The sequence below is a fragment of the Streptomyces gardneri genome (assembly GCF_006539185.1).
In the GTDB taxonomy this organism is placed as follows: Bacteria; Actinomycetota; Actinomycetes; order Streptomycetales; family Streptomycetaceae; genus Streptomyces; species Streptomyces gardneri.
This window is the reverse complement of the sequence record NZ_BJMN01000061.1, coordinates 26,193-48,223: the sequence shown is the minus strand read 5'-3', so window position 1 is coordinate 48,223 and position 22,031 is coordinate 26,193. Positions and strand designations below refer to the sequence as shown.

At 73.1% G+C, this 22,031-nt stretch carries 20 protein-coding genes and 1 pseudogene; 14 read left to right on the top strand and 7 right to left on the bottom strand.

Annotation, left to right across the window (positions count from 1 at the left end; translation table 11 throughout):
• Both SGA01_RS35830 and SGA01_RS35825 read right to left on the bottom strand, forming a co-directional pair.
• Window positions 1-334: pseudogene (locus SGA01_RS35830) on the bottom strand (hypothetical protein); the annotation flags it as partial.
• Window positions 335-610: 276 nt separating this feature from the next.
• On the bottom strand, window positions 611-850 hold the full coding sequence (locus tag SGA01_RS35825; RefSeq protein WP_055646045.1) for a chaplin: 240 nt from the start codon (window positions 848-850) through the stop codon (window positions 611-613).
• Window positions 851-1,256: 406 nt separating this feature from the next.
• On the opposite strand from SGA01_RS35825, the gene SGA01_RS35820 reads away from it, so the two are divergent.
• The 9 genes from SGA01_RS35820 to SGA01_RS35780 all read left to right on the top strand — a co-directional run bounded on the left by SGA01_RS35820 (window position 1,257) and on the right by SGA01_RS35780 (window position 11,891).
• Complete coding sequence (locus SGA01_RS35820; RefSeq protein WP_371866275.1) at window positions 1,257-2,294, top strand: DUF3344 domain-containing protein; 1,038 nt, start codon at window positions 1,257-1,259, stop codon at window positions 2,292-2,294.
• 1 nt (window position 2,295) lies between these two features.
• Window positions 2,296-3,441, top strand: coding sequence for a glycosyltransferase (locus SGA01_RS35815; protein ID WP_141302120.1), 1,146 nt, complete (start codon window positions 2,296-2,298; stop codon window positions 3,439-3,441).
• Complete coding sequence (locus SGA01_RS35810; RefSeq protein ID WP_141302118.1) at window positions 3,438-4,883, top strand: sugar transferase; 1,446 nt, start codon at window positions 3,438-3,440, stop codon at window positions 4,881-4,883. Before SGA01_RS35815 ends, SGA01_RS35810 begins: the two co-directional genes overlap by 4 nt.
• Window positions 4,884-4,885: 2 nt before the next feature.
• On the top strand, window positions 4,886-6,238 hold the full coding sequence (locus SGA01_RS35805; protein WP_141302116.1) for an O-antigen ligase family protein: 1,353 nt from the start codon (window positions 4,886-4,888) through the stop codon (window positions 6,236-6,238).
• A 238-nt stretch (window positions 6,239-6,476) separates the two neighbouring features.
• The gene (locus SGA01_RS35800; protein WP_371866276.1) at window positions 6,477-8,216 is read left to right on the top strand and encodes a lipid II flippase MurJ; all 1,740 of its coding nucleotides are present in this window, start codon (window positions 6,477-6,479) and stop codon (window positions 8,214-8,216) included.
• A complete protein-coding gene (locus SGA01_RS35795; RefSeq protein WP_141302114.1) occupies window positions 8,113-8,922 on the top strand; it encodes a polysaccharide deacetylase family protein in 810 nt (269 codons plus the stop codon). The genes SGA01_RS35800 and SGA01_RS35795 overlap by 104 nt, the downstream gene beginning before the upstream one ends.
• Window positions 8,919-10,052: a glycosyltransferase gene (locus tag SGA01_RS35790; RefSeq protein WP_141302112.1), complete on the top strand. Its 1,134-nt coding sequence runs from the start codon at window positions 8,919-8,921 to the stop codon at window positions 10,050-10,052. Before SGA01_RS35795 ends, SGA01_RS35790 begins: the two co-directional genes overlap by 4 nt.
• 13 nt (window positions 10,053-10,065) lie before the next feature.
• Window positions 10,066-10,755 carry a YveK family protein gene (locus SGA01_RS35785; RefSeq protein ID WP_141302110.1) on the top strand — a complete coding sequence of 230 codons (690 nt, stop codon included), beginning with the start codon at window positions 10,066-10,068 and terminating at the stop codon, window positions 10,753-10,755.
• Window positions 10,752-11,891 (top strand): GNAT family N-acetyltransferase, encoded by a 1,140-nt coding sequence (locus SGA01_RS35780; RefSeq protein WP_141302108.1) that lies wholly within the window; start codon window positions 10,752-10,754, stop codon window positions 11,889-11,891. The genes SGA01_RS35785 and SGA01_RS35780 overlap by 4 nt, the downstream gene beginning before the upstream one ends.
• Window positions 11,892-11,924: 33 nt before the next feature.
• Here SGA01_RS35780 and SGA01_RS35775 read toward each other — a convergent pair whose 3' ends face one another.
• Window positions 11,925-13,652: a glycoside hydrolase family 26 protein gene (locus tag SGA01_RS35775; RefSeq protein WP_141302106.1), complete on the bottom strand. Its 1,728-nt coding sequence runs from the start codon at window positions 13,650-13,652 to the stop codon at window positions 11,925-11,927.
• Window positions 13,653-13,809: 157 nt separating this feature from the next.
• On the opposite strand from SGA01_RS35775, the gene SGA01_RS35770 reads away from it, so the two are divergent.
• Window positions 13,810-15,135, top strand: a complete 1,326-nt coding sequence (locus SGA01_RS35770; protein ID WP_141302104.1) for a carboxylate--amine ligase — start codon at window positions 13,810-13,812, stop codon at window positions 15,133-15,135.
• A gap of 35 nt (window positions 15,136-15,170) precedes the next feature.
• Window positions 15,171-16,427: a SidA/IucD/PvdA family monooxygenase gene (locus SGA01_RS35765; RefSeq protein WP_141302124.1), complete on the top strand. Its 1,257-nt coding sequence runs from the start codon at window positions 15,171-15,173 to the stop codon at window positions 16,425-16,427.
• A 68-nt stretch (window positions 16,428-16,495) separates the two neighbouring features.
• On the opposite strand, the gene SGA01_RS35760 is transcribed toward SGA01_RS35765, so the two are convergent.
• Window positions 16,496-16,729 (bottom strand): chaplin, encoded by a 234-nt coding sequence (locus tag SGA01_RS35760; protein WP_141302102.1) that lies wholly within the window; start codon window positions 16,727-16,729, stop codon window positions 16,496-16,498.
• Between the two features lie 170 nt (window positions 16,730-16,899).
• Window positions 16,900-17,313 carry a rodlin gene (locus SGA01_RS35755; RefSeq protein WP_141302100.1) on the bottom strand — a complete coding sequence of 138 codons (414 nt, stop codon included), beginning with the start codon at window positions 17,311-17,313 and terminating at the stop codon, window positions 16,900-16,902.
• A 218-nt stretch (window positions 17,314-17,531) separates the two neighbouring features.
• Here SGA01_RS35755 and SGA01_RS35750 point away from each other — a divergent pair, with 218 nt between their 5' ends.
• Complete coding sequence (locus SGA01_RS35750) at window positions 17,532-17,942, top strand: rodlin (protein ID WP_141302098.1); 411 nt, start codon at window positions 17,532-17,534, stop codon at window positions 17,940-17,942.
• A gap of 70 nt (window positions 17,943-18,012) precedes the next feature.
• Here the strand turns inward: SGA01_RS35750 and SGA01_RS41280 are convergent, their stop codons facing one another.
• Window positions 18,013-18,189 (bottom strand): hypothetical protein, encoded by a 177-nt coding sequence (locus tag SGA01_RS41280; RefSeq protein ID WP_167534251.1) that lies wholly within the window; start codon window positions 18,187-18,189, stop codon window positions 18,013-18,015.
• A gap of 148 nt (window positions 18,190-18,337) precedes the next feature.
• Between SGA01_RS41280 and SGA01_RS35745 the strand changes: the two genes are divergently transcribed.
• Both SGA01_RS35745 and SGA01_RS35740 read left to right on the top strand, forming a co-directional pair.
• Entirely contained in the window at window positions 18,338-19,378 is a 1,041-nt protein-coding gene (locus SGA01_RS35745; protein WP_141302096.1) for an LCP family protein, read from the top strand.
• A gap of 97 nt (window positions 19,379-19,475) precedes the next feature.
• Window positions 19,476-19,883, top strand: coding sequence for a rodlin (locus SGA01_RS35740; RefSeq protein WP_024757810.1), 408 nt, complete (start codon window positions 19,476-19,478; stop codon window positions 19,881-19,883).
• Between the two features lie 77 nt (window positions 19,884-19,960).
• On the opposite strand, the gene SGA01_RS35735 is transcribed toward SGA01_RS35740, so the two are convergent.
• Window positions 19,961-21,982, bottom strand: a complete 2,022-nt coding sequence (locus SGA01_RS35735; protein ID WP_141302094.1) for a thioredoxin domain-containing protein — start codon at window positions 21,980-21,982, stop codon at window positions 19,961-19,963.
• Window positions 21,983-22,031: the final 49 nt, after the last annotated feature.

The window sequence follows — 22,031 nt, the reverse complement described above, 5'->3', positions numbered from 1 at the left end:
CCGGCAGGGGGGCCGGGGCCGTTTCCTTGGCCTGTTCGACGGCCGCCGCGATCTTCGTCTTGAGGACGTCGGCGTCGGCCGCGGGCAGCTGGCCCGCGTCGGCTTTGAGGGCGGCCGTGACGAGTTCGGTCACGGGGGTCGTCACGGAGCCGAGGTCTCCGAGCGCCTCGGCCTGGGTCAGCAGGGCGGCGGCTTCGGGGAGGGGCGCGTGGGCGGCCCGGTCGGCCGCGGAGGACGGATGGTGTTCGCCGGCGACGGCGGGTCCCGCCGCGCCGAGGGTGATGGCGGCGGATATCGCCAGGGCGGTGATTCGGCGTGTAGCCAGGGGACGCACTTGTGTTCCTTTTCCTGATGCGTCGGACAACTTCCCTCCCACCGTGCCTGCGGGTATAGCCCTCCGCAACCGGGGAACTACTGAGCGCCACGTCTCCGTTCGAGTGAATCCCCCGCCCGAACTGCCCCTCGAAGGGGCGTACGCCGTTGCACCGAACGGCGCACGACGGTGCGGCCGAACGAGTAGCCCACCAGTCCCCGCAAGGAAAAAGCCGGTGCGCCCACCCCGATGGGGGTGGGCGCACCGGCTTCGGAAGGACCGATCCGCTGTGCGAGATCAGACGTTGGCGCAGAAGTTGCCGAAGGTCGGGTTCAGCGCGCCGATGACGCTGACGGTGTTGCCGCAGACGTTGACCGGGATGTGGACCGGGACCTGGACGACGTTGCCGGAGCCGACGCCCGGGGACTTCACGGCCGCACCCTCGGCGATGGAGTCGGCAGCGGCGACACCGGCGGCACCGGCGACGGCGGCGGCGGCACCCACGGTCAGGACAACGGCCTTGGCGATACGGGACATGGAGAAGAGCTCCTCGATCGAATTCATCCAACTCGGACTGCGCGGACTGTTCGGCCCGGCTCCCTCAACAACGCATCGGGCTTTCATCGGTTGCTCTCCCGAACGGGTGACGTTCAACCGATCTTTGGGCCATAAGAGGGCCATTGGAGCGACTGGGCGTGGAATGGCGCAACACGCTCAACGAGGAACCTGCCGCGCAGATACGGGAGTTAGCGTTTCCGAGCATCTAATGCTTACTATCGCCCCGCGTCGGGGTTATAACGTTCCCGAACGTTGCTTCCGGGCCGGCCGCGCGTTCACCCATTTCGTGCGGACGACACCTTCCCCTCTCCCGGCCTTCTCGGGTCTTCCCCTCCTCCTCTCATCAAAGCGGAGAACCTCTATGCGGAATTCAGCGTTTCCTGCTGTGCGTCGCAGTGTGTTGTGCGCCCTGTCGTGTGCGGTCCTGTCCGCCGCGCTGCCGGCCGCCTCCGCCGCCGCGCCGCCCCGGCCCGGTGAGGCCGCCCGCGTCCCCTTCGCGCCGCGGTACGAGGCCGAGCAGCACGGCGGGATCGTGCGGACCGCCAACACCTCGGCGAAGGGCCTGAAGGGCACCGAGTCGGTCAACGACGACTCCTCGATCACGTACGTCGACGTGGACAGCGACCCCAACACCTACAACTCCAGCCGCGCCGAGCTCCGGGTGCCCTCGGGCGCCCGGGTCAGCTGGGCCCGGCTGTACTGGGGCGGGAACCTGCGCGTGGGCGAGCAGAAGCCACCCGCGGACAACGGGCGCGTCCTGATCGCCGAGCCCGGCGGCCAGTACAAGGCGCTGCTCGCCGACACCCTGATCGGTCACCGCACCGCCGACGGCGCCGACGCCTTCCAGGCCTCCGCCGACGTCACCGAGCTCGTCCGCTCGTCCCGCTCGGGCCAGTGGACCGTCGCCCAGGTCAACGTGGCCATGGGGCGTTCGAAGGTCGGCGGCTGGGGCGGCTGGACGCTCGTCGCCGCGTACGAGAAGGCCTCGGAGCCGCTGCGCCGACTGGCCGTCTGGGACGGTTTCGAAACGGTCGGTCCGGGGACCGGTGAGCTGCGCGTGCCGGTCGACGGAAACCGTTATCCGAAGGGCACGGGCGGGCGGCTCGGAGTGATCGCCTATGACGGTGACCGCGGCACTTCCGGTGATTACCTGGCGGTCGAGACAAGCTCGTCCAAGAGCGTCCGAATGGCCGATTCCGCTAATTCCTCCGACGACGTCATGAACTCCAGCATCAGCGAATTCGGCACCGGTCGGACAGTCCGTCATCCCGATGGTACGAACACTCTGGGGTACGACTCCGACGTGTTCGATCTCCGGGGGGCGATGCGCGAGGGGGCCGATCGTGTCCACGTCCGGTTCGGCAGCCGGAAGGACACCGTCTGGCTCGGTGCGCTCTTCCTCCAGGCTGACGTCCGGCGCTGACGTGCGGCCTTCACGAGCGCCGGAAGCGCCGGACTCCGCGTCCGTCACCGTCCTGCACGCGGTCCAGCCCGGGGACGGCGGGGTCGCCCGTGTCGTCGTCGACCTGGTCCGTGCCCAGCGCGCCGCCGGCCTGCGGGTCGCGGTCGCCTGCCCGCCCGGCACAGTCCTGTCCGCCGCCGTCCGCGCCGAGGGCGCCGATACCCACGACTGGCGGGCCGGCCGGGACCCCGGTCCCGGACTGGTCCGCGAGACGAGGGAGCTGGCGCGGGTGATCCGTGCCGTCGGTCCCGCACTCGTCCACGCGCACAGCGCCAAGGCCGGGCTGTGCGCCCGACTCGCCCTGCGCGGACGGATTCCGACGGTGTATCAGCCGCACGCCTGGTCCTTCGAGGCGGTGACCGGGACGACCGCGTCGCTCGCCCGCCGCTGGGAGCGGTTCGGCGCCCGCTGGGCGGACCGGATCCTCTGCGTGAGCGAGGCCGAGCGCCGTACCGGCGAGGCGGCCGGGGTCAGGGCGGACTGGTCCGTCGTCCACAACGGTGTGGACGTGGCCCGGTTCGCGACCGAGGGACCGCCCGGCAATCCCGTACCCACCGTCGTCTGCGTGGGCCGGCTCTGCCGCCAGAAGGGGCAGGACGTCCTGCTCGCCGCCTGGCCCGCCGTCCTCGCGGAGGTGCCGACGGCCCGTCTCGTCCTGGTCGGCGACGGCCCGGACGGCGAACGGCTGCGCGCGGCGGCAGGCCCCTCGGTCCGCTTCACCGGCGCCGTCGACGACACCGTCCCCTGGTACCGGGCCGCCGACGTGGTCGTCCTGCCGTCCCGCTGGGAGGGCATGGCGCTCGCGCCCCTGGAGGCCATGGCGAGCGGCCGGCCGGTCGTCGTCAGCGACGTGGACGGGGCGCGCGAGAGCCTGCCGCCCGCCCACACATCCCTGTGCCTGGTCCCGCCCGAGGACCCGGCCGCGCTCGCCGCCGCTCTCGGCCGCCTCCTCGGCAGGCCGGAACTGAGGCACCGACTGGGCCGCGAGGCCCACCACCACGTACTGAGCACTTTCGATGTCCGGCGCACCGGCGCGGCTGTCGCGGGCGTCTACCGCGAACTCGCCGGGGTGCGGGGGGCCGAACACAGAGAGCCGATTGCGCAGTGACCACGGAAAGTACCAGCGTTCCTTCCTCGGGCCCCTGGCCCACGGCGGGCCAGGCCTTCGGCCTCGCCTCCCTCGCACCGCGCCGCGCCGCGACGGACCGGCTCCCACTGCCGCGCCGTCCCGTCCGGCGGCGGTCCGGCGTCGCGCCGCTCGCGGCCGTCGACTGCCTCGCCGTCCTGGCCGCCGCCTCGCTGCTGGGCGCGGTGCACCACGACGCCCGGCTGCTGCTGCCGATCGCGGCGCTCGTCCTCGTCCTCGACGGGCACGGCGGGCTGTACCGGCCGGCGGCGCACACCCGGCTGCTCGACGAGCTGCCCGCGCTCGCCTCCCGCGCCGGGGTCGCCTGGTGTCTGGCGGCGGCCGTCGTCGCCGCGTACTCCCCGGTGCTCGTGATCGGGCCGCTGCGGCTCGGCGCCGCGTACGGCACGCACGTCGCCGTCGTGTGCCTGGTCCGCGCGCTGCTCCTGGCGCGCAGGCGGCGGGTGGCGCGGGAGCGGCCGCGCTCGGCGCTGGTCGTCGGCGGGGCGGGGGCCGCGCGCCGGTTCGCCGCCGCGGCGGCGCAGCACCCCGAGTACGGGATGCGGCCGGTCGGGATCGTCGGTGTGCCGGAGCAGGGCGGCGCTCCCCGGTCGGTCGGGGAGGCCGGGCTTCCGGTGCTCACCACGACCGAGGAGATCCACCGGGCCGTCATCCAGAACAGCGTGTGCGACGCGGTGTTCCTCGACGACGACCCGGGCCTGGTGACGCTCTTCCAGCACTACGGCTGCACGACGTGGCGGGTGGGCGGCGAGCGGCAGAGCGGCCCGATGGGCGAGCACCTGTGGGGGTACGCCCGGCACCGCATCGTCCCGTTGGGCGAGCGCCGCGGGCTGACCGCCAAGCGTGCGCTGGACATCGCGCTCGCCGCGCCCGCGCTGGCGCTCGCGCTGCCGGTGCTGCTGCTGTGCGCGCTCGCCGTGCGACTCTCGGACGGTCCGGGAGTCCTCTTCCGGCAGGAGCGGGTGGGCCAGCACGGCCGCCACTTCACGCTCCTCAAGTTCCGTACGCTGCGGCCCACCGACGACACCGAGTCGGCGACCCGCTGGAACGTGGCGGGCGACCGGCGGATGAGCGCGGCCGGCAGCTTCCTGCGCAAGAGCTCGCTGGACGAGCTGCCGCAGCTGTGGAACATCCTGCGCGGGGACATGAGCCTGGTCGGCCCGCGGCCCGAACGCCCGTACTTCGTCGCCCAGTTCAGCAAGATCCACACCGGTTACGCGGCCCGGCACCGGATGCCGGTGGGGCTGACCGGTCTGGCGCAGGTGCACGGGCTGCGCGGCGACACCTCGATCGAGGACCGCTGCCGCTTCGACAACCACTACATCGACCACTGGTCGCTCTGGCAGGACGTCTGCATCCTGCTGCGCACGGCGGCCGGGCTCGTCCGACCCACAGGGAGCTGAGGATGGCCACGGCCGTGACACCGGTGCCGGCGCTCGAACCGGACGTACGGATCGGGTCGCCGCGGCCGGCGGTCCACCCCGAGGTACGGGACTGGGCCCGTCGGGCCGGGGCGCTGTCCCCGGTCCTCGCCGTGATCGCGCTGCTGCTCGTCCCGGGCGGCGGCGGCGCGCAGGGCGGCACCGGCGGCACGGGCACGATCGCGGACGCGGCCTCCGGGCTCCTCGTCCTGATCTGCCTCGTGCGGCTGCTGCGCGGCGGCGCCCGGCCGCTGACCCGGGCGGCGGCCGTCGTCCTCGGCCTGCCCGTCCTCGGGATCTGCCTGGCCGCGATCACCTCGAACGACCCGGCGGCGAGCCTGCCGGGCGTCGCCCGCTACGTACAGATCTTCGTCCTCGTCCCGGCGGCCGTGCTCCTGATGATCCGCGACCGGCGGGACTTCGCCGTGGTCGCCTGGGGGCTCGTCGGGCTCGCGCTGCTCCAGGGCGCGGTGGGGGTCGTCCAGTACCTGACCGGTACGGGCGCCTCGTACATGGGTGAGGACATCCGGGCCGTCGGCACGTTCGGGCCGACCGATGTGATGGGCATGGCGACGGTCGTGTCGTACGGGCTCGTCGTCGTCACCGGGATCGCGCTCGGCAGCCGGCCCGGCCGGACCCGGACGGCGGCGCTGGTCTGCGCGGGGCTGCTCTTCCTGCCGCTGGTGCTGTCCTTCAGCCGGGGCGCGTGGATCGCGACCGTGCTCGCCTGCGGGATCCAGCTGCTGCTCGCCGGGCCGCGCCGGGCGGCGCGGGTGGCGCTCGCGGCCGGGGCGCTCGGGGTCGTGCTCGTCGGCGGTCTCGGCATCGGCTCGGCGATGGTGAAGGAGCGGGTCGCCAGCATCACGCAGGTGGCGGCGGCGCCGGACCAGTCGGTGACGGACCGGTACACGATGTGGGCGGCGGCCGGGCGGATGTGGAGCACGGAGCCGGTCACGGGCGTCGGCCTCAAGGGCTTCCCCGCGTACCGCGACTCGAACGCCTCGCTCGCGCTCTCCTCCGGCAGCGACACGGCCGGCGCGGGCGCCGCCTTCCAGCGACAGCCGCTGCTGTCCCCGCACAACATGTACCTGCTGGTGCTCAGCGAGCAGGGCCTCCTCGGGCTGTTCGCGCTGGCGGGCAGCTGGGTGGCGCTGCTCGTCGGCGCGCTGCGGCGGCGACGCCTCGGCGCGGACTGCGCGCTCGTCGCGTCGGGTCTGCTGGCCTGGCAGCTCATCGACTTCTTCTACGCGGACATCGGCGGCCCCTCGACGGTGCTGATGTCGGTCGTCTTCGGCCTGGCGGCCTGGTGGTCGCTGGCGGAGGTGCGGCGTGCGTGACCCGTGGGCCGGGGAGCCGGAGCCCACGGACACCCCGTGGCCCGGCGCCCCTCGCCCCGCTTCCCGGCCGCCCTGCGGCACCCCGCTGACCGACCCCTGGTCGACCGCGCCTCCGATCCCCACGGACTCCCCGTGGGCCTCGGAGGCCTCGGCGCTGCCAGGGGCCGGGACGGGGACGGCGACGGAGACGGCCGTACGGGCGGGCGGAGTACGGGCCGACCGGGTGCGGACGGACACGGTGCGGGCTCAGGCTCCGCGCGGCCGTCGGGCGCACGCCCGGGCACGGGAGCGGGCCGGGGCCGACCGGGTGCAGGGGCGCGGCTTCCTCGCCAAGGCCGCGGCCGTGACCGCCGTGCTCACCGCCCTCGGGGCCCTGCTCGGGCTCGTACGCGACCAGATCCTCGCCGGGTACTTCGGCGCGGGCGCCGAGACGGACGCCTTCCTGGTGGCGTGGACGGTACCCGAGTTCGCCTCGACGCTGCTCATCGAGGACGCGCTCGCGCTGATCCTGGTCCCGGCCTTCTCCCGGGCGCTCGCCCGCCGTTCGGGCAGCCTGTTCGGGGATCCGGTGCGGGCCCTCGTGCGCGGCACGCTCCCGCGGCTCACCCTCGCCGTCGCCGTCGCCGCCACCGCTCTCATCCTGGCGGCGCCGCTGATCGTCTCCGCCCTCGCGCCCGGCCTGCCCGACCCGCGGCTCGCCATCGACTGCACCCGGCTGACCGCGACCTGCGTGCTGTCCTTCGCGCTGGTGGGGTACTGCTCGGCCGCGCTCCGCGCGCACGGCTGCTTCCTGCCGCCGGCCGCGATCTACGTCGCGTACAACGTCGGCATCATCGGCACGATCCTGGTGCTGCGCGAACCGTGGGGCGTGCGGTCCGCCGCCGCCGGGGTCGCGGTCGGCGGGGTCCTGATGGTCCTCGTCCAGGCCCCGTCGCTCCTCCGCGAGCTGCGAGCCCGCCCGGTGCCGAAGGAAGAGCCGACCACGCTCGCGCCCGACGGCGGGCGGGGCGGGCAGGAGGGGCGCATCCTGGTCCTCGGCCTCATCGCGCCCGTCGTCGCCTTCTCGCTCTGCCGGCAGTCCCAGACGCTCATCGAGCGGTTCCTCGCCTCGCCGCTGCCCGCCGGGGCCATCTCGCATCTGAACTACGCGCAGAAGGTCGCGCAGATGCCGATGATCCTCTCCCTGATGCTGTGCACGGTCAGCTTCCCCGTGGTCGCCCGCGCGCTCGCGGCGGGCGATACCGAGGCGGCCCGCCGCCGGGTCGAGCGGGATCTGCTGCTCGCCGCCGTCGTCGTGCTCGTCGGCGCCTCGACGGTGATCGCCGCCGCCCCCAAGATCGTCGAACTCCTCTTCGAGCGGGGAGAGTTCGACCGCACGGACACCGTCGCCACCGCCGCCGTCATGCGCGTCTACTCCCTCGGCCTCCTCGGCCAGACCATGGTCGGCGCCCTCGTCCGCTGCTACTTCTCCGCCGCCCGCCCCCTCTGGTTCCCGGCCGCCGCCATGGCCGCAGGGCTCGCCACGACCACCGTCGCCGGGATCCCCGGAGCCCACTACTGGGGCTCCGTCGGCATCGCCGCCGCCAACGCCCTCGGCATCACCTGCTCCGCCGTCCTGCTGCTGCGCGGCGCACACCGCCAGGCCGTGCCGGTCCGGGTCGACCGGCTCGGCGAAGGGCTCCTCCGGCTCGCCACCGCCGGCGCGTGGGCCACCGGCGCCGGCTGGCTCTGCTCCGTCGCGATCGACTCCCCCGCCCTCTCCGTCACCGTCGCCACCGCCGTCGTCGTCGGCGTCTTCCTGCTCTTCATCGCCTGCGCCGCCAAGGCGCCGGAGATTCCGCCCCTGCCCCGCTCCGCCTCCCGGAGGACCGACCATGCCCGCCCCCACCGCGCTGCGCCGACTGCTGCCGAAGCCGCCCCTGTGGGTGAAACCGCCCCTGTGGGTGGCGATGTACCACTCGATCACGGACCCCGGTGACGACCCGTACCGCGTGACCGTCTCCCCCGTCCGCTTCGCCCGGCAGATGCACTGGCTCGGCGACCGGGGGCTGCGCGGGGTCTCGGTGCGGGAGCTGCTCGCCGCCACCGCGGCCGGGCGCGCCAAGGGGCTGGTCGGCCTCACCTTCGACGACGGCTACGCCGACTTCCTCGACTCGGCGCTGCCGCTGCTGCGCCGCCACGGCTTCACCGCCACCGTGTACGTCCTGCCGGGCCGGCTCGGCGGCGAGAACGCCTGGGACACCGAGGGCCCGCGCAAGACGCTCCTCGACGAGGACGGCATCCTGCGGATCGCGGAGGCCGGCATGGAGATCGGCTCCCACGGTCTGACCCACGTCGCGCTCACCGAGGTCGACGACACGGCGCTCGCGGACGAGACCCGGCGCAGCCGCGAGCTCCTGGAGGAGATGACCGGCGACACCGTGGACGGCTTCTGCTACCCGTACGGGAAGGTCGACCCGCGCGTCATCCACGCCGTGCGGAAGGCCGGCTACCGCCACGCCTGCGCGATCGACCCCGGGCCGCACACCAGCGCGTACGCCCTGCCCCGCATCCACATCGGCGAGGACGACACGTCCTGGCGGCTCACGGCCAAACGCGTGCTGCACCCGCTACGCCGCCGCCATCCCGTCGACGTCTTCCCCTCGCAGGCCCAGGCCGGACCCGCCGTGGTCGGTGCGCCATGAAGGTCCTGCACGTCATCACCGGGCTCGGCATCGGCGGCGCCGAGCAGCAGCTGCGGCTCCTCCTTCGCCACCTCCCCGTCCAGCACGGGGTGGTGACCCTCACCAACCCCGGAGCGGTGGCCGCGGGCATCGAGGCCGACGGCACCCCCGTCACCCACCTGGGCATGGCCGGCAACCGCGACCTCGGCGCGCTCCCCCGCCTCGCGCGGATCGTCCGCCAGGGCCGCTACGACCTCGTCCACACGCACCTCTACCGGGCGTGCGTGTACGGCAGGCTCGCGGCCCGGCTCGCCGGGGTCCGCCGGGTCATCGCCACCGAGCACTCGCTCGGTGAGGCCCAGATCGAGGGCCGCCCGCTCTCCGCAGGCACCCGCGCCCTGTACCTGGCCTCCGAACGGCTCGGCACGTCCACGGTCGCCGTCTCGCCCAGCGTGGCCCGCCGCCTCGCCGACTGGGGGGTGCCCCCGGCCCGTATCCAGGTCGTGCCCAACGGCATCGAGACCGGCCGCTTCGCCTTCGACGCCCGCGCCCGCCGCCTCACCCGCGGCGCCCTCGGCATCCCCGAGGACGCCTACGTCGTCGGCGGCGTCGGGCGGCTCACGCCGGGGAAGCGGTTCGACCGGCTCGTCCGGGCCGTGGCCTCGGTGCCGGAGGCCCGGCTGCTCCTCGTCGGCGAGGGCCAGCACCGCGAGGAGCTGCTGCGGGTGGCCGGGGAGTGCGGGGCCGCCGACCGGGTGCTGCTCGCCGGGGCCTGCGAGGACCCGCCGTCCGTCGCCTCGCCCGGCCCCTCGCTGCCCGAACTGCTTTCCGCCATGGACGCCTTCGTGTCCACGTCCCCCGACGAGACCTTCGGCCTCGCGGTCGTCGAGGCGCTGGCCGCGGGCCTTCCCGTGCTCTACGTGGCCTGCCCCGCGATCGACGACCTGCCGCCGGACGCGGCTCCGGGCGCGCGCCGGATCGGCGAGTCCGTGCCCGAGCTGATCTCCGCGCTGCGCGGTATCCGGGACGCCCGGCTCGCCCGGCTCCCGCAGCCGGCGGCCGCCCGCCGCTACGACATCGCGCGCAGCGCGGGGCAGTTGATGTCCCTCTACGACCAGGCCGTCCACGGCACCCCCTCCCCCGCGAAGTGAGAGAGCCCGCACGATGAACACCACCCCAACCCGCACCTTCCCGCCCGCCGGCCTCCGCCGCCCCGGCCGCTGGGCCGTGCTCCCCGCCGCCGTCCTCGCCGGAGCGGTGCTCGGCGGCGGATACGGAGCGCTCAAGACCCCGCAGTACGCGGCGATCAGCTACGTCATCGTCGTACCGGCCGAGAAGTCCGACCCGGCCGCGGCGCTGGGCTTCGCCCAGGCCTACGGGCGGGTCGCCACCGACATCGCGGTGACCGGCGACGCCCAGGTGTGGGCGGGCGTCACCGCCGACACCCTGCGCAAGAGCGTGCAGGCGGCGACCTCCCCGGACGCGCCGATGATCTCGATCACCGCCCGGGCCGAGAAGCCCGCGAAGGCCGTGTCCATGGCCGACGGGGTGGCCCGCGCGCTCGTCCTCAACAGCACGCACGTCGCGGGCAGCACGGGCGTCAAGGTCGTCCAGTTCTCGCGCGCCACCAAGCCGGTCGCGCCGGTGTCCCCTTCGGCGCCGCTCTCCGCGCTCGTCGGCGGCTGTGCGGGCGGGCTCCTCGGCGGCCTGGTCCTCCTCGTCCGCCCGAAGCGCGGCACCCCGCGCGGCGAGGCGCGGCACTCCCGGCAGGCCACCGCCCCCGCCACGGGCGCGTCCGCCGCGGTGCCCGCCCCCGCGGTCGCCTCGCACCAGCCGGAACCGGAGGCGGTGTGACCCCGAGAGCGCTGCGGACCGAGATCTGCCGTGACGAGGAGCGGTTCGGGGGGCTGGCGGCCGAGTGGACGGCGCTGTACGGGCGCTGCTCCTCCGCCACCCCCTTCCAGTCCCACTCCTGGCTGCACTCCTGGTGGCTCTCCTACGGGCGGCCCGGTGCGCTGCGGGTGGTGCTCGTACGACGGGAGAGCGGCGAACTCGTCGCCGCCGCGCCCCTGATGCGGGCCGGCGGGCCGCTGCCCGTCCTCACCCAGCTCGGCGGCACCATCACCGACTTCACGGACGTGCTCCTCGACGACGACTGCCCCGAGGCGGCGGCCGCCCTGGCCCGGGCGCTCGCCCGGGCGGCCGGGGGCGCGGTCGTCGACCTGCGGGAGGTACGCCCCGGCGCGGCCACCGAGCGGGTCTTCGCGCACTGGCGCGGGCCGCGCCGACGACTGCCCGACTCGCTGTGCCTGGAGCTGCCCGCCGTCCCCATGGAGGGGCTGCTCGAACGGATCCCCTCCGGGAAGGCGCAGCGGGTCCGCGCCAAGCTCCGCAAGCTCGACGCCCTCGGCATCGACTCGCACGTCGTGACCGGCGACGAGGTCCCGGCCGCCCTCGACCGGCTCCTGAAGCTCCACCAGCTCCAGTGGCAGGGGCGGGGGGTGACCGCCGAGCACACGAGCAGCCGCTTCGCCCAGCACCTCACGCGGGCCGTGCGGCCCATGGTGGAGCGCGGCGACGCGATGGTCACCGAGTTCCGGCTCGCCGGGGACGTGGTGGCGGCCGACCTGACGCTGATGTCCCCCCGGCTCGCCGGCGGCTATCTGTACGGCGCCGACCCGGCGCTGCGGGCCCGCAAGGTCGACGTGGCGACGATGCTGCTGCGCCACGGCGCCCGCGAGACCAGCACCGGCGGGCGGGCCACGCTGAGCATGCTGCGCGGCACCGAGGCGTACAAGCAGCACTGGCGCCCCGAGGCCGTCCGCAACCAGCGGCTGATGCTCGCCGGACGGCGTACGGCCCCGCTCCTGTGGCTGCGCGCGGGCGCGGCCGACGGCCGCCGCTGGGCGGCCCGCCAGGCCCGGGAGCGGGCCTGGGTGGGACGTGTACTGGCCCGACTCCCCGGACGGACGCCGAACGGCGGCGGCTGATCTCCGCCGCCGTCCGGATCCGACCCGGCCGGGTCAGAAGGGCCAGACGCCCTTCAGCGCGTCCTTCCAGTCGAGGTCGAGCTCGTCCTTCCAGGAGCTCTTCGGGACACAGACGGGACCACCGATCCAACTCTCGACCCACGAACCGAGGTTCACGGTCCAGCAGTCGGGCTTGGGCTCGGGCTTGGGCTCGGGCTCAGGCTTCGGCTCGGGCTTGGGCTCCGGCTTGGGCTCAGGCTTCGGCTCGGGCTTCGGTTCAGGCTTCGGTTCAGGCTTCGGTTCAGGCTTGGGCTCGGGCTTCGGTTCCGGCTTGGGCTCCGGCTTCGGCTCGGGCTTGGGCTCGGGCTTGGGCTCCGGCTTCGGTTCCGGCTTGGGCTCAGGATTCGGCTCGGGCTTCGGCACCGGGACCGTCGGGTCTGTCGGCTCGACGGGGTCGGTCGGGTCGACAGGATCGACGGGGTCGACAGGGTCAACCGGATCCACGGGGTCGACAGGATCCACCGGGTCCACAGGGTCCACAGGGTCCACCGGGTCCACCGGGTCCACCGGGTCCACCGGGTCCACCGGGTCCACCGGGTCCACAGGGTCCACCGGGTCCACCGGGTCGACAGGATCCACCGGGTCGACAGGATCGACGGGGTCGACAGGGTCAACCGGATCCACGGGGTCGACAGGATCCACCGGATCCACCGGGTCCACAGGGTCCACAGGGTCCACAGGGTCCACAGGGATTTCCGGGATCTCTGGGAGCTCCGGCTCCGTTCCGAACAGCGCCTGCCGGAACACCAGCGACGACCGCGGATTGTCGTCGCACTGCCAGACGCCGTGCGGACAGTAGTCCGTGATCGTGTGGTACAGCGGCTTGTGCTGCTTCATCCATTCCAGCATGCGCCGCATGTACACGGGATTGTCGCCGTTACGGAAGAGCCCCCATTCGGGATAGGAGATCTGCTTTCCGTGTTCCGCGGCGAAATCGACCTGCTTCTGGAGCCCGTACGGCTCGCTCACGTGTTCGTCGAAACTCATTCCCGGCGGCTGATCGTACGAGTCCATGCCGATGATGTCGACGACGTCGTCGCCCGGGTAGCACTCGGTCCACGGCACGGCGTCCCGGCCGCGGCTCGGGTTGAAGTCGAAGCGGAACTCCTGGCCAGGGACGGAGCGCATCGCGGTGACGATGCGGTTCCAGTACTTCTTCCAGGCCGTGGGGTCCGGCGCGCACCGGTGGGTGTACGTCGTGCCGTTCATCTCCCAGCCGAGGACGATGACGGTGTCGGTCGCCCGGAGCCGGACGAGCCGCTCGGCGAGGGCCGTGAAGTGGTGGTCGTAGTACCCGGCCGCGCCCAGCTGGAGCTGGCGGCGGACCTCGTAGTCGGAGACGCCGGCCTCGTTCCGCTCCAGCATGGGGACGTTGAGGACGAAGAGCCGGTCGTCCTTCTCGTTGCGCCAGTCCGCCCAGGCGTCGAGGAAGCCGGGCGGGCCCTCGATGTTCTTCCAGAGGTCGCCCGGCAGGTAGGTGTGGCCGACGCGGAGTTCGCGGCCGCCGAGCCATCGTTCGAGCTGCCCGATGCGGGCGACCCCGAGCGCGCCCGAGTCGAGGAAGGCTCCCATGGCGCTGGAGAGAGTCGGACCGGGGTCCTTCGTCGTTACGGATTCGGTGGCGTGGACCGGGGACGACAGGACGACCGACCCCGAGGCGAGGAGGCCGGCGGTGAACACCCCCAGCCACGCTCTCGATGTTCTCCGCTGTGCAGCTGCCATGGCCGCTCCTTCACGTCTCTCGCTTTTTGATGATCCGTCAATCCGATGCTCCGAAAGTATTCCTAATGAGCCGACCGTGAACTCGGCTTCCCTCTGATCAGTAGTCCATTAGAGGATTTCATCGCCCAGTTGGGGCACCCGAGATGAAGGGCATGCCGTGCCGCGCCGTCAGAGTTTCGACACCCGCGTTCCCACCGTCCTCGTGCGGCTCGACCGGAACCCCTTCCATCACGGCACTCTCGGCGCCGCGCGATCGCTGGGGCGGGCGGGAATTCCGGTCCACGCCGTCATCGAATCGAGCACCAGTCCGGTCGCCCGGTCCCGATATCTCCGCTCGGCCCGCACGGGCCCGGCGACGTCGTCCTCCGTCGAGCTCGCGGCCCTGCTGAACCGGATCGCCGACGAGTTCGACGGCACCGATCCCGACGGGCCGTCACATCCCGTACTGGCCGTACCCCTGGACGACGTCAGCGCCCTCGCCCTGGCCCGGCGGCGGGCCGATCTCGCCCCGCGCTTCCTGCTGCCCGAGCAGACCGAGGAACAGCTCCTGCGGGTCGCGGACAAGGCCGGGCTCGCCAGGACCTGCGCGGCGCTCGGCCTGCCCCATCCCCGTACCGAACTCCCCACCGGCGCCGACGAGGCCGCCGCCATGGCCTGGTCGCTGGGCCTGCCGGTGATCGCCAAGTGGAGCAGGCCCTGGCTGCTGCCGACCGGCCGCGGGCTGCGCAGCACCTCGATCGTGCGGTCCCTCGCGGAGGTGCGGGAGTTGTACGGCCGCACTCCCGAGGCCGGGAGCAAGCTGCTGCTCCAGGAGCTCCTCCCGGCGGGCCGGGACCTGGACTGGTTCTTCCACGGGTACGTGGACTCCGCCGGCCGCTGCGCGACGGGGGCCACGGGACGCAAGGAGCGCTCCTGGCCCGACGGCGCCGGTCTGACGGCCGTGGGCCGCTGGACGGAGAACCCGGCCGTGGAGCGGGCGGCCCGCGAGCTGCTCGACGCGCTCGACTACCGGGGCGTGTGCGACCTGGACTTCCGGCTCGACCGGTCCACGGGCGCGTACCACCTGCTCGACTTCAACCCCCGGCCCGGCGCGCAGTTCCGGCTCTTCACCGACGCCGAGGACCTGGACGTCGTCCGGGCGGCGCACCTGGACCTGACGGGCCGTCCGGTGCCGCCGCACTCCCCCGCGTACGGCCGCCGGTTCGTCGTCGAGAACTACGCGGCGCTCTCGCTCGTCACCTCCCCTCGCCGCCGGTACGCGGCCGAGCCCGGGGGCGGCCGGCGGCCGCGCACCGAGCGCGCCTGGTTCGCGGCCGACGACCCGCTGCCGGCGCTCGCCATGGGCTGCGCCTGGCTGGCGCACCTCCTGCGCAGGGCCTACGGCGCGGTTGCCCGGCGCCTCGGTGCGGGCCGGGTCCGGCACGCGGCCGCCCTCCCGGCGCCGCCGCCCCGCACCACCCCCGACCAGCTCACCCCACGATGAGAACGATGAAGGCGGAAGGCACGATGTCGAAGTCGATGTACGACCTGGTGGTCGTCGGGGCCGGTCCCTACGGTCTGTCCGTGGCCGCGCACGCGGCGGCCCAAGGGCTCACGCTGCGGACCTTCGGCCGCTCGATGGAGTCCTGGCACGCGATGCCCCCGGGCATGTTCCTGAAGTCGGAGCCCTGGGCCTCCCACCTCTCCGACCCGGAGGGGGCGTACGGACTGGACGCGTACGCCGTCACTCGGGGCGTCCGCGCCGAGCACGGCGTACCGCTCCCGGTCGACTTCTTCGCCTCGTACGGCGACTGGTTCGCCCGCCAGGCCGTGCCCGCCCTCGACGAGCGGCTGATCGCCTCGGTCGCACCCGCCGCCGAGGGCTTCGAGCTGCGCACGGAGGACGGCGAGTCGCTCCGTACGCGGACGGTGGCCCTCGCCGTCGGGGTGCTGCCCTTCATGGAGGTCCCCGGACCGCTGCGCGGCATCTCCCGGCAGTACGTCACCCACTCCAGCCACCACGGCGAGCTCGACCGCTTCGCCGGGCGGGACGTGACCGTCGTCGGCGCCGGTCAGGCCGCCCTGGAGACGGCCTCGCTCCTCACCGAGCAGGGCGCCGCGAGCGTCCGGATCGTCGCCCGCGCGGACCGGCTGAAGTGGAACACCCTGCCCCCGGCCCTCGACCGGGGGCCGTGGCGCTCGGCGCGCGCCCCGCACACGGGTCTCGGCTGCGGCTGGCGGAACAAGCTCTACGCGGACACCCCGGGGATCTTCCGGCGGCTGCCCGCCGCCACCCGCGAGCGGATCTTCGACTCGGCGCTCGGACCGGCGGGCGCGTGGTGGCTGCGCGAGCGGTTCGCGGCGGTCGGGGACGTACGGCTCGGGCAGCGGATCACCTCGGCGACGGTCACCGGGGACGAGCGGCTCCGGCTCGACATCGCCGGGCCCGGGGGGACGACGGTCCTGGAGACCGACCACGTCGTCGCCGCGACCGGTTTCACCCCGAGTCTGGAGCGGGCGGGGATGCTCGACCCGGTGCTGCGCGGGGCGCTGCGGACGGTCGGCGCGGTCGGCGCCCCGGAGGTCGGCGGCCTCTTCGAGTCCTCGTGGCCGGGTCTCTTCCTCGCCGGGCTGCTCACGGCCCCGTCGTACGGGCCGTCGATGCGGTTCGTGTTCGGCGCCGAGTACACGGCGGGCCGGCTGGTGAAGGGGGTCCGGCAGCGGTTGCGGTCGGGCGCGCGGGGCGGTGTGGTCGGCCGGCCGCGTACGGGTGCGAAGGCCACCGTCGGGGCGTAGCGAAGGGCCGGCCCCGGGGAGCGGGTGCTCTCCGGGGCCGGCCCCTGTGCCTGCGTGCCGCCGTGGGGTCAGCGGTTGATGCAGACGTTGCCGACGGCCGGGTTCAGCGCGGCGATGACGTTGATGCTGTTGCCGCAGATGTTGATCGGGATGTGGATCGGGACCTGGACGACGTTGCCCGAGAGGACACCCGGCGAGCCGGCGGCCACCGCGCCCGCGCCGGCGTCCGCGATGGCGGGCGACGCCGCACCCATGGCCATGATGATTCCGGCGACGACAGCCGCGGCCTTCTTGCAGTTCATTGCGTCTGGATCCTTTCTGTGACGGAAGACATTTCACGGAAGACAACGAACATGTCACGGAAAGGAAACCGCAATATCGGCGGCTTTCGTTCTTTCACTCCATTGCGCGCACAGAACAGGGCCGGAGGGAACGTGGACGTTCCCTCCGGCCCTGTCGTGCGCGGTGCGGATCAGCCGTTGTAGGCACCGTTCCCGGAGAGGACCGGGATGTCCTCCAGGATGTGCGACAGCGGCTCGTCACCCTTGGCCTGGGTGGAGTTCTCCGCGCACTGCTGGTTCTGCGGGGAGGACAGGACGTTGATGTCCTGGACCGCGACCGGGACGAGGATGCCGAGAACCGAGCCGACGTTGCCCTTGACCGGGGCGCCGAGGCACAGCTTGTTGAGCGAGCCCTGGACGGCCGAGAACTGCGGGCTCATGTCACCGGCGGTCTTGGAGTTGCCGAACGACTGGTGGGCGCCGTTGCCGCTGAGCGAGGTGGTGCCGCCGTCGTTGGCGATGGCGAGCGCCGGGGAGGCCATCGCGGCAGAAGCGCCGACAACAGAGGCCGTCACAGCCGCAGCCGCCATAATCTTCTTGATCACGGTGATTCCGTTTCTGTTCCCACCAATCGACCTGATTGATGCGACGGGATCAACTGCGGCAGGGGGCATTGGTTCCGGCCCTTCACTCGTTCGACTGGGACCTCGTTTCGCGCTGCCGTGTGCGCTCGGCCAAGGGAGTGACACAGCGGAACCCCAACGTCCGGGGCCAGTTGATCAGGGCGCTCCCTGCACGGAGCCGGTTCTAGAAGGGAACTCCCGTGATCAAGAAGGTTATGGCCACCGCGGCCGCAGCCGCCTCCATCGTCGGCGTGTCCGCCGCGATGGCGACCCCGGCACTCGCGATCGCCAACGACGGCGGCACCACCTCGCTGAGCGGCAACGGTGCCCACCAGGAGTACGGAAACTCCACCACCTACGGCAACATGAGCCCGCAGTTCGCGCTCGTCCAGGGCTCCCTGAACAAGCCGTGCATCGGCCTCCCGGCCAAGGTCAACGCCGGTTCGCTCATCGGCGCCATCCCGATCGCGGTCCAGGACATCAACGTCCTGTCCTCCCCGCAGAACCAGCAGTGCACCGAGAACTCCACCCAGGCCAAGGGTGACGAGGCCCTGTCGCACATCCTGGACGACATCCCGATCCTCTCGGGCAACGGCGTCGGCAACAACTGACGTTCCGCTCACGCGTGAGGGGCCGCCCATCCAGGGCGGCCCCTTTCGTTTCCCGCTGCTCGCGTTCCCCTCAGTGGCGCGGCCAGACGGGCGTGGCCATGATGCGTTCCCACTCCCGGTCCGGCATTCCCGGTACCGTGCGCCCCGCCTGCACCCACTGGGTCACCAGTGCGGAATAGACCGGGAATGGCGTGTGGTCGACGATCGGTCGGTCACTCACATATCGGCTCTTCGGAATGAAGGCCATCCGTTCCCATTTCCCGGGACCCGGCGCCATCTTCGCTCCCTCCGCTGCGATTCACGCATCATTACACAGGCGCCGCAGGAGAGTGATTCGCTTTGCCCATGTCGCGTCGGGCACCTCTGTACGAGCGGGGTCGAAATAGCGTGCGGGCATGAATTTCCCGCGCCTGAAGGGGCCACGGAGTCTGCTGCTCGCCCCCGCGGCCCTCGTCGCCCTGGCCGCCCTCGTTCCCGGCGCCCTCGCCGTGTCCCCCACCGATCTGCCCGAACCGGAACAGGGGCTGAACCTCCTGGTGGTCGGCCTCGACACCCGCAAGGGCGTCACCGCGGAGGAGAAGGAGCGCTTCCGGCTCGGCGGGCAGGCCTGCGACTGCACCGACGTGATGATGCTGGTGCACGTGTCGGCGGCGAACGACCGGGTCGACGTGGTGAGTCTGCCGCGCGACTCGCTCACCACCTTCCCCGCCGACCACCGCGACCGGCGGACCGGGAAGGTGCACGCCGCCCATCAGGCGAAGATCAACGGCGCCTGGGCGGAGGGCGGTTCCTCCTTCGCGGTGGAGACCGTCGAGTCGATGACCGGGCTCCCCGTCCACCGGTACCTGGAGATCGACTTCCGGCGGTTCATGGACACCGTCGACCGTGTCGACGGCGGGGTCGCCATCTGCACGGCGGAGCCGCTCAAGGACCCGTCCACCGGTATCGACCTCCAGCCGGGGACCAAGCGCGTCGCGGGCGGCGAGGCGCTCCAGTACGTCCGCTCGCGGAAGGCGGACGGGCAGATGGACTTCGGCCGCATCCATAAGCAGCAGAAGTTCGTCGTCAACACCCTGGAACGGCTCCGCGAGGGGATCCTCGACGACCCGGAGCAGCTGATGGCCTTCGCCGCGACGCTGCGCGGGACGGCCGCGGCCGAGAGCGGGATCTCGCCGGACGAGCTGCTGACGCTCGCCGACCGGCTGCGGGAACTTCCCCCGGACCGCATGACGTTCGCGACGGTGCCCGTACGGGGCTTCAACCCGAACATCGAGGGTGTCGGGTCCACGCTCGCCTGGGACGCGGAGGGCGCGGCGGAGGTCTTCGGGCGGCTGCGTGAGGACCTGCCGCTGCCGGCCGCGGAGGAGATCGCGCCCAGCACGATCCCGGTGGGGACGTACCGCCCGGCCGAGGGGTCGTCGCTCATCTGCCCGTAGGCCGTCCGGTGGACTTACCGGAACCTCCGGACTTCTGACCAGTTGATCAGCACGGCTCGGCACTCAGCGCGAGCCAGAATCCGAAAGGCCTGAACTAATGAAGAAGCTCTTGGCTACGGCTGCTGTGGCCGCGTCGGTCCTCGGCGCGACGGCGGCGGGTGCCGGACAGGCGCTCGCGATCGCCGACGACGGTGGCACCACCTCGCTGAGCGGCAACGGTGCCCACCAGGAGTTCGGCAACTCCGCCACCTACGGCAACATGAGCCCGCAGTTCGCGCTCGTCCAGGGTTCCCTGAACAAGCCGTGTGTCGGCCTCCCGGCCAAGGTCAACGCCGGTTCGCTGATCGGTCTCATCCCGATCGCGGTCCAGGACGTCAACGTCCTGTCCTCCCCGCAGAACCAGCAGTGCACCGAGAACTCCACCCAGGCCAAGGGTGACGAGCCGCTGTCGCACATCCTCAGCGACATCCCGGTCCTGTCCGGCAACGGCGCCGGCAACAGCTGAGCCACGGCGCTCGGTGCGGCGGCCCCGCCGCCCCTCCTCGGAGGGGTGGCGGGGCCGTCCCCGTTACGGCGCCGGGCTCACAGCTTCGCGGCGAGCTCGGCCGGGTCGGTGACGGGGGCCTCGCACACGAAGTGACGGCAGACGTACGCGGCGGCCCGGCCGGCCACCAGCGGCCGGTCCTTCAGGAGCGGGAACTCCTCGCTGTCGGGGGCGCCGGTCGCGAGCACCGCGCCGGGGGCGGCGGCCCGGAGCGCGGTACGCCGCAGTTCCTGGAAGGCCTCGTCGTCGGGGGTGCCCACGACGGCGATCTCCCGGGGTCCGTCGAGGAGGGCCTCGGCGACCGCCAGGCCCCAGCCGATGAAGCGGGGCGCGCGGGGGCCGAGGGCCTTGACGACGCCGAGGGCTCCTTCGGCGGCGGCGCGGTGGGCCTCGGAGCCGGTGTGGGCCGCGTACGAGAGGAGCGCTCCGGCGGCGGCGGTCCACCCCGAGGGGGCGGCGTTGTCCGTGGGGTCCTGCGGGCGGCGGATGAGGGTCTCCGCGTCGTGGGCGGTGTCGTACAGCGCGCCGCCCTCGCCGGTGAAGCGGTCGATGACGAGGTCCAGGAGGAAGCCGGCGAAGTCGAGCCAGGCGCCCTCGCCGGTGACGGCGGCGAGGGCGAGGAAGCCCTCGGCGACGTCGGCGTAGTCCTCCAGGACGCCGTCGTTGGTGCCGGCCCGGCCGTCCTTCGAGGTGCGGGTGAGCCGGGCGGTCTCGTCCATGTGGACGCGGACCAGCAGGTCGGCGGCCTCGGTGGCGCGCTCGATCAGGTCGGGGCGGTCGAGGAGCGCACCGGTCTCGGCGAGGGCGGCGATGGCGAGGCCGTTCCAGGCGGCGACGACCTTGTCGTCACGGCCGGGGCGCTCGCGCTCCTCGCGGGCGGCGAGGAGCCGGGCGGCGATGGAGGCGATCCGGTCGGCATCGGCCACTCCGCTGCCCTGCGGGAGCTGGAGGACGGAGCTGCCGTGCTCGAAGGTGCCGTCCTCGGTCACGCCGTAGTACGCGGCGGCGAGGGCGGCGTCCTCCTCGCCGAGGACGGCGGTGAGCTGTTCGGGGGTCCAGGCGTAGTAGGCGCCCTCGACGTGCTTGCCCGTGCCGTCGTCGGAGTCGGCGTCGAGGGCTGAGGCGAAGCCGCCCTCGGGGGTGCGGAGCTCGCGGACCATGAAGTCGGCGGTCTCCAGGGCGACCCGGCGGGCCAGGTCGCTGCCGGTGGCCCGCCAGAGGTGCGCGTACACCCGGCACAAGAGGGCGTTGTCGTAGAGCATCTTCTCGAAATGGGGCACAACCCACGCCCGGTCGACGGCGTAGCGGGCGAAGCCGCCGCCGAGCTGGTCGTAGATGCCGCCGCGGGCCATGGCCTCGCAGGTGTCGGCGGCCATCTGGAGGGCGCCCTCGGAGCCCGTACGGGCGTGGTGGCGGAGCAGGAACTCCAGGACCATCGACGGCGGGAACTTGGGGGCGCCGCCGAAGCCGCCGCGGGTGGCGTCGTACTCGCGGACGAGGCCGAGGAGGGCCTGCGCGAGCTCCTCCTGGCCGGGGACGCCGTCGCCGCCGTAGGCGAGGGAGCGGCCCGCGAGGTCCTTGACGATCCGGTCGGCGACCTCGCCGACCTCCTCGCGCCGGTCGGCCCAGGCGCCGCGGACGCCTTCCAGGACGTCGGGGAACGAGGGCATGCCGTGCCGGGGCTCCGGCGGGAAGTACGTGCCGAAGTAGAAGGGGGCGGCGTCCGGGGTGAGGAAGACCGTCATGGGCCAGCCGCCCTGGCCGGTGGCGGCCTGGACGGCCTCCATGTAGACGGCGTCGACGTCGGGGCGCTCCTCGCGGTCGACCTTGACGGCGACGAAGTGGTCGTTGACCAGGGCCGCCGTGGCGTCGTCCTCGAAGGACTCGTACGCCATCACATGGCACCAGTGGCATGAGCTGTAGCCGACGCTCAGGAGCACCGGGACGTTTCGGCGGCGGGCCTCCTCGAAGGCCTCGGCCGACCAGGGCCACCAGTCGACCGGGTTGTCGGCATGCTGCAGGAGGTACGGGGAGGTCTCATGGGCCAGTCGGTTCGCCATGGGACCCATCCTGCCCTGCTGCCGCGGACTCGTGCGGGATCCCTCCCCT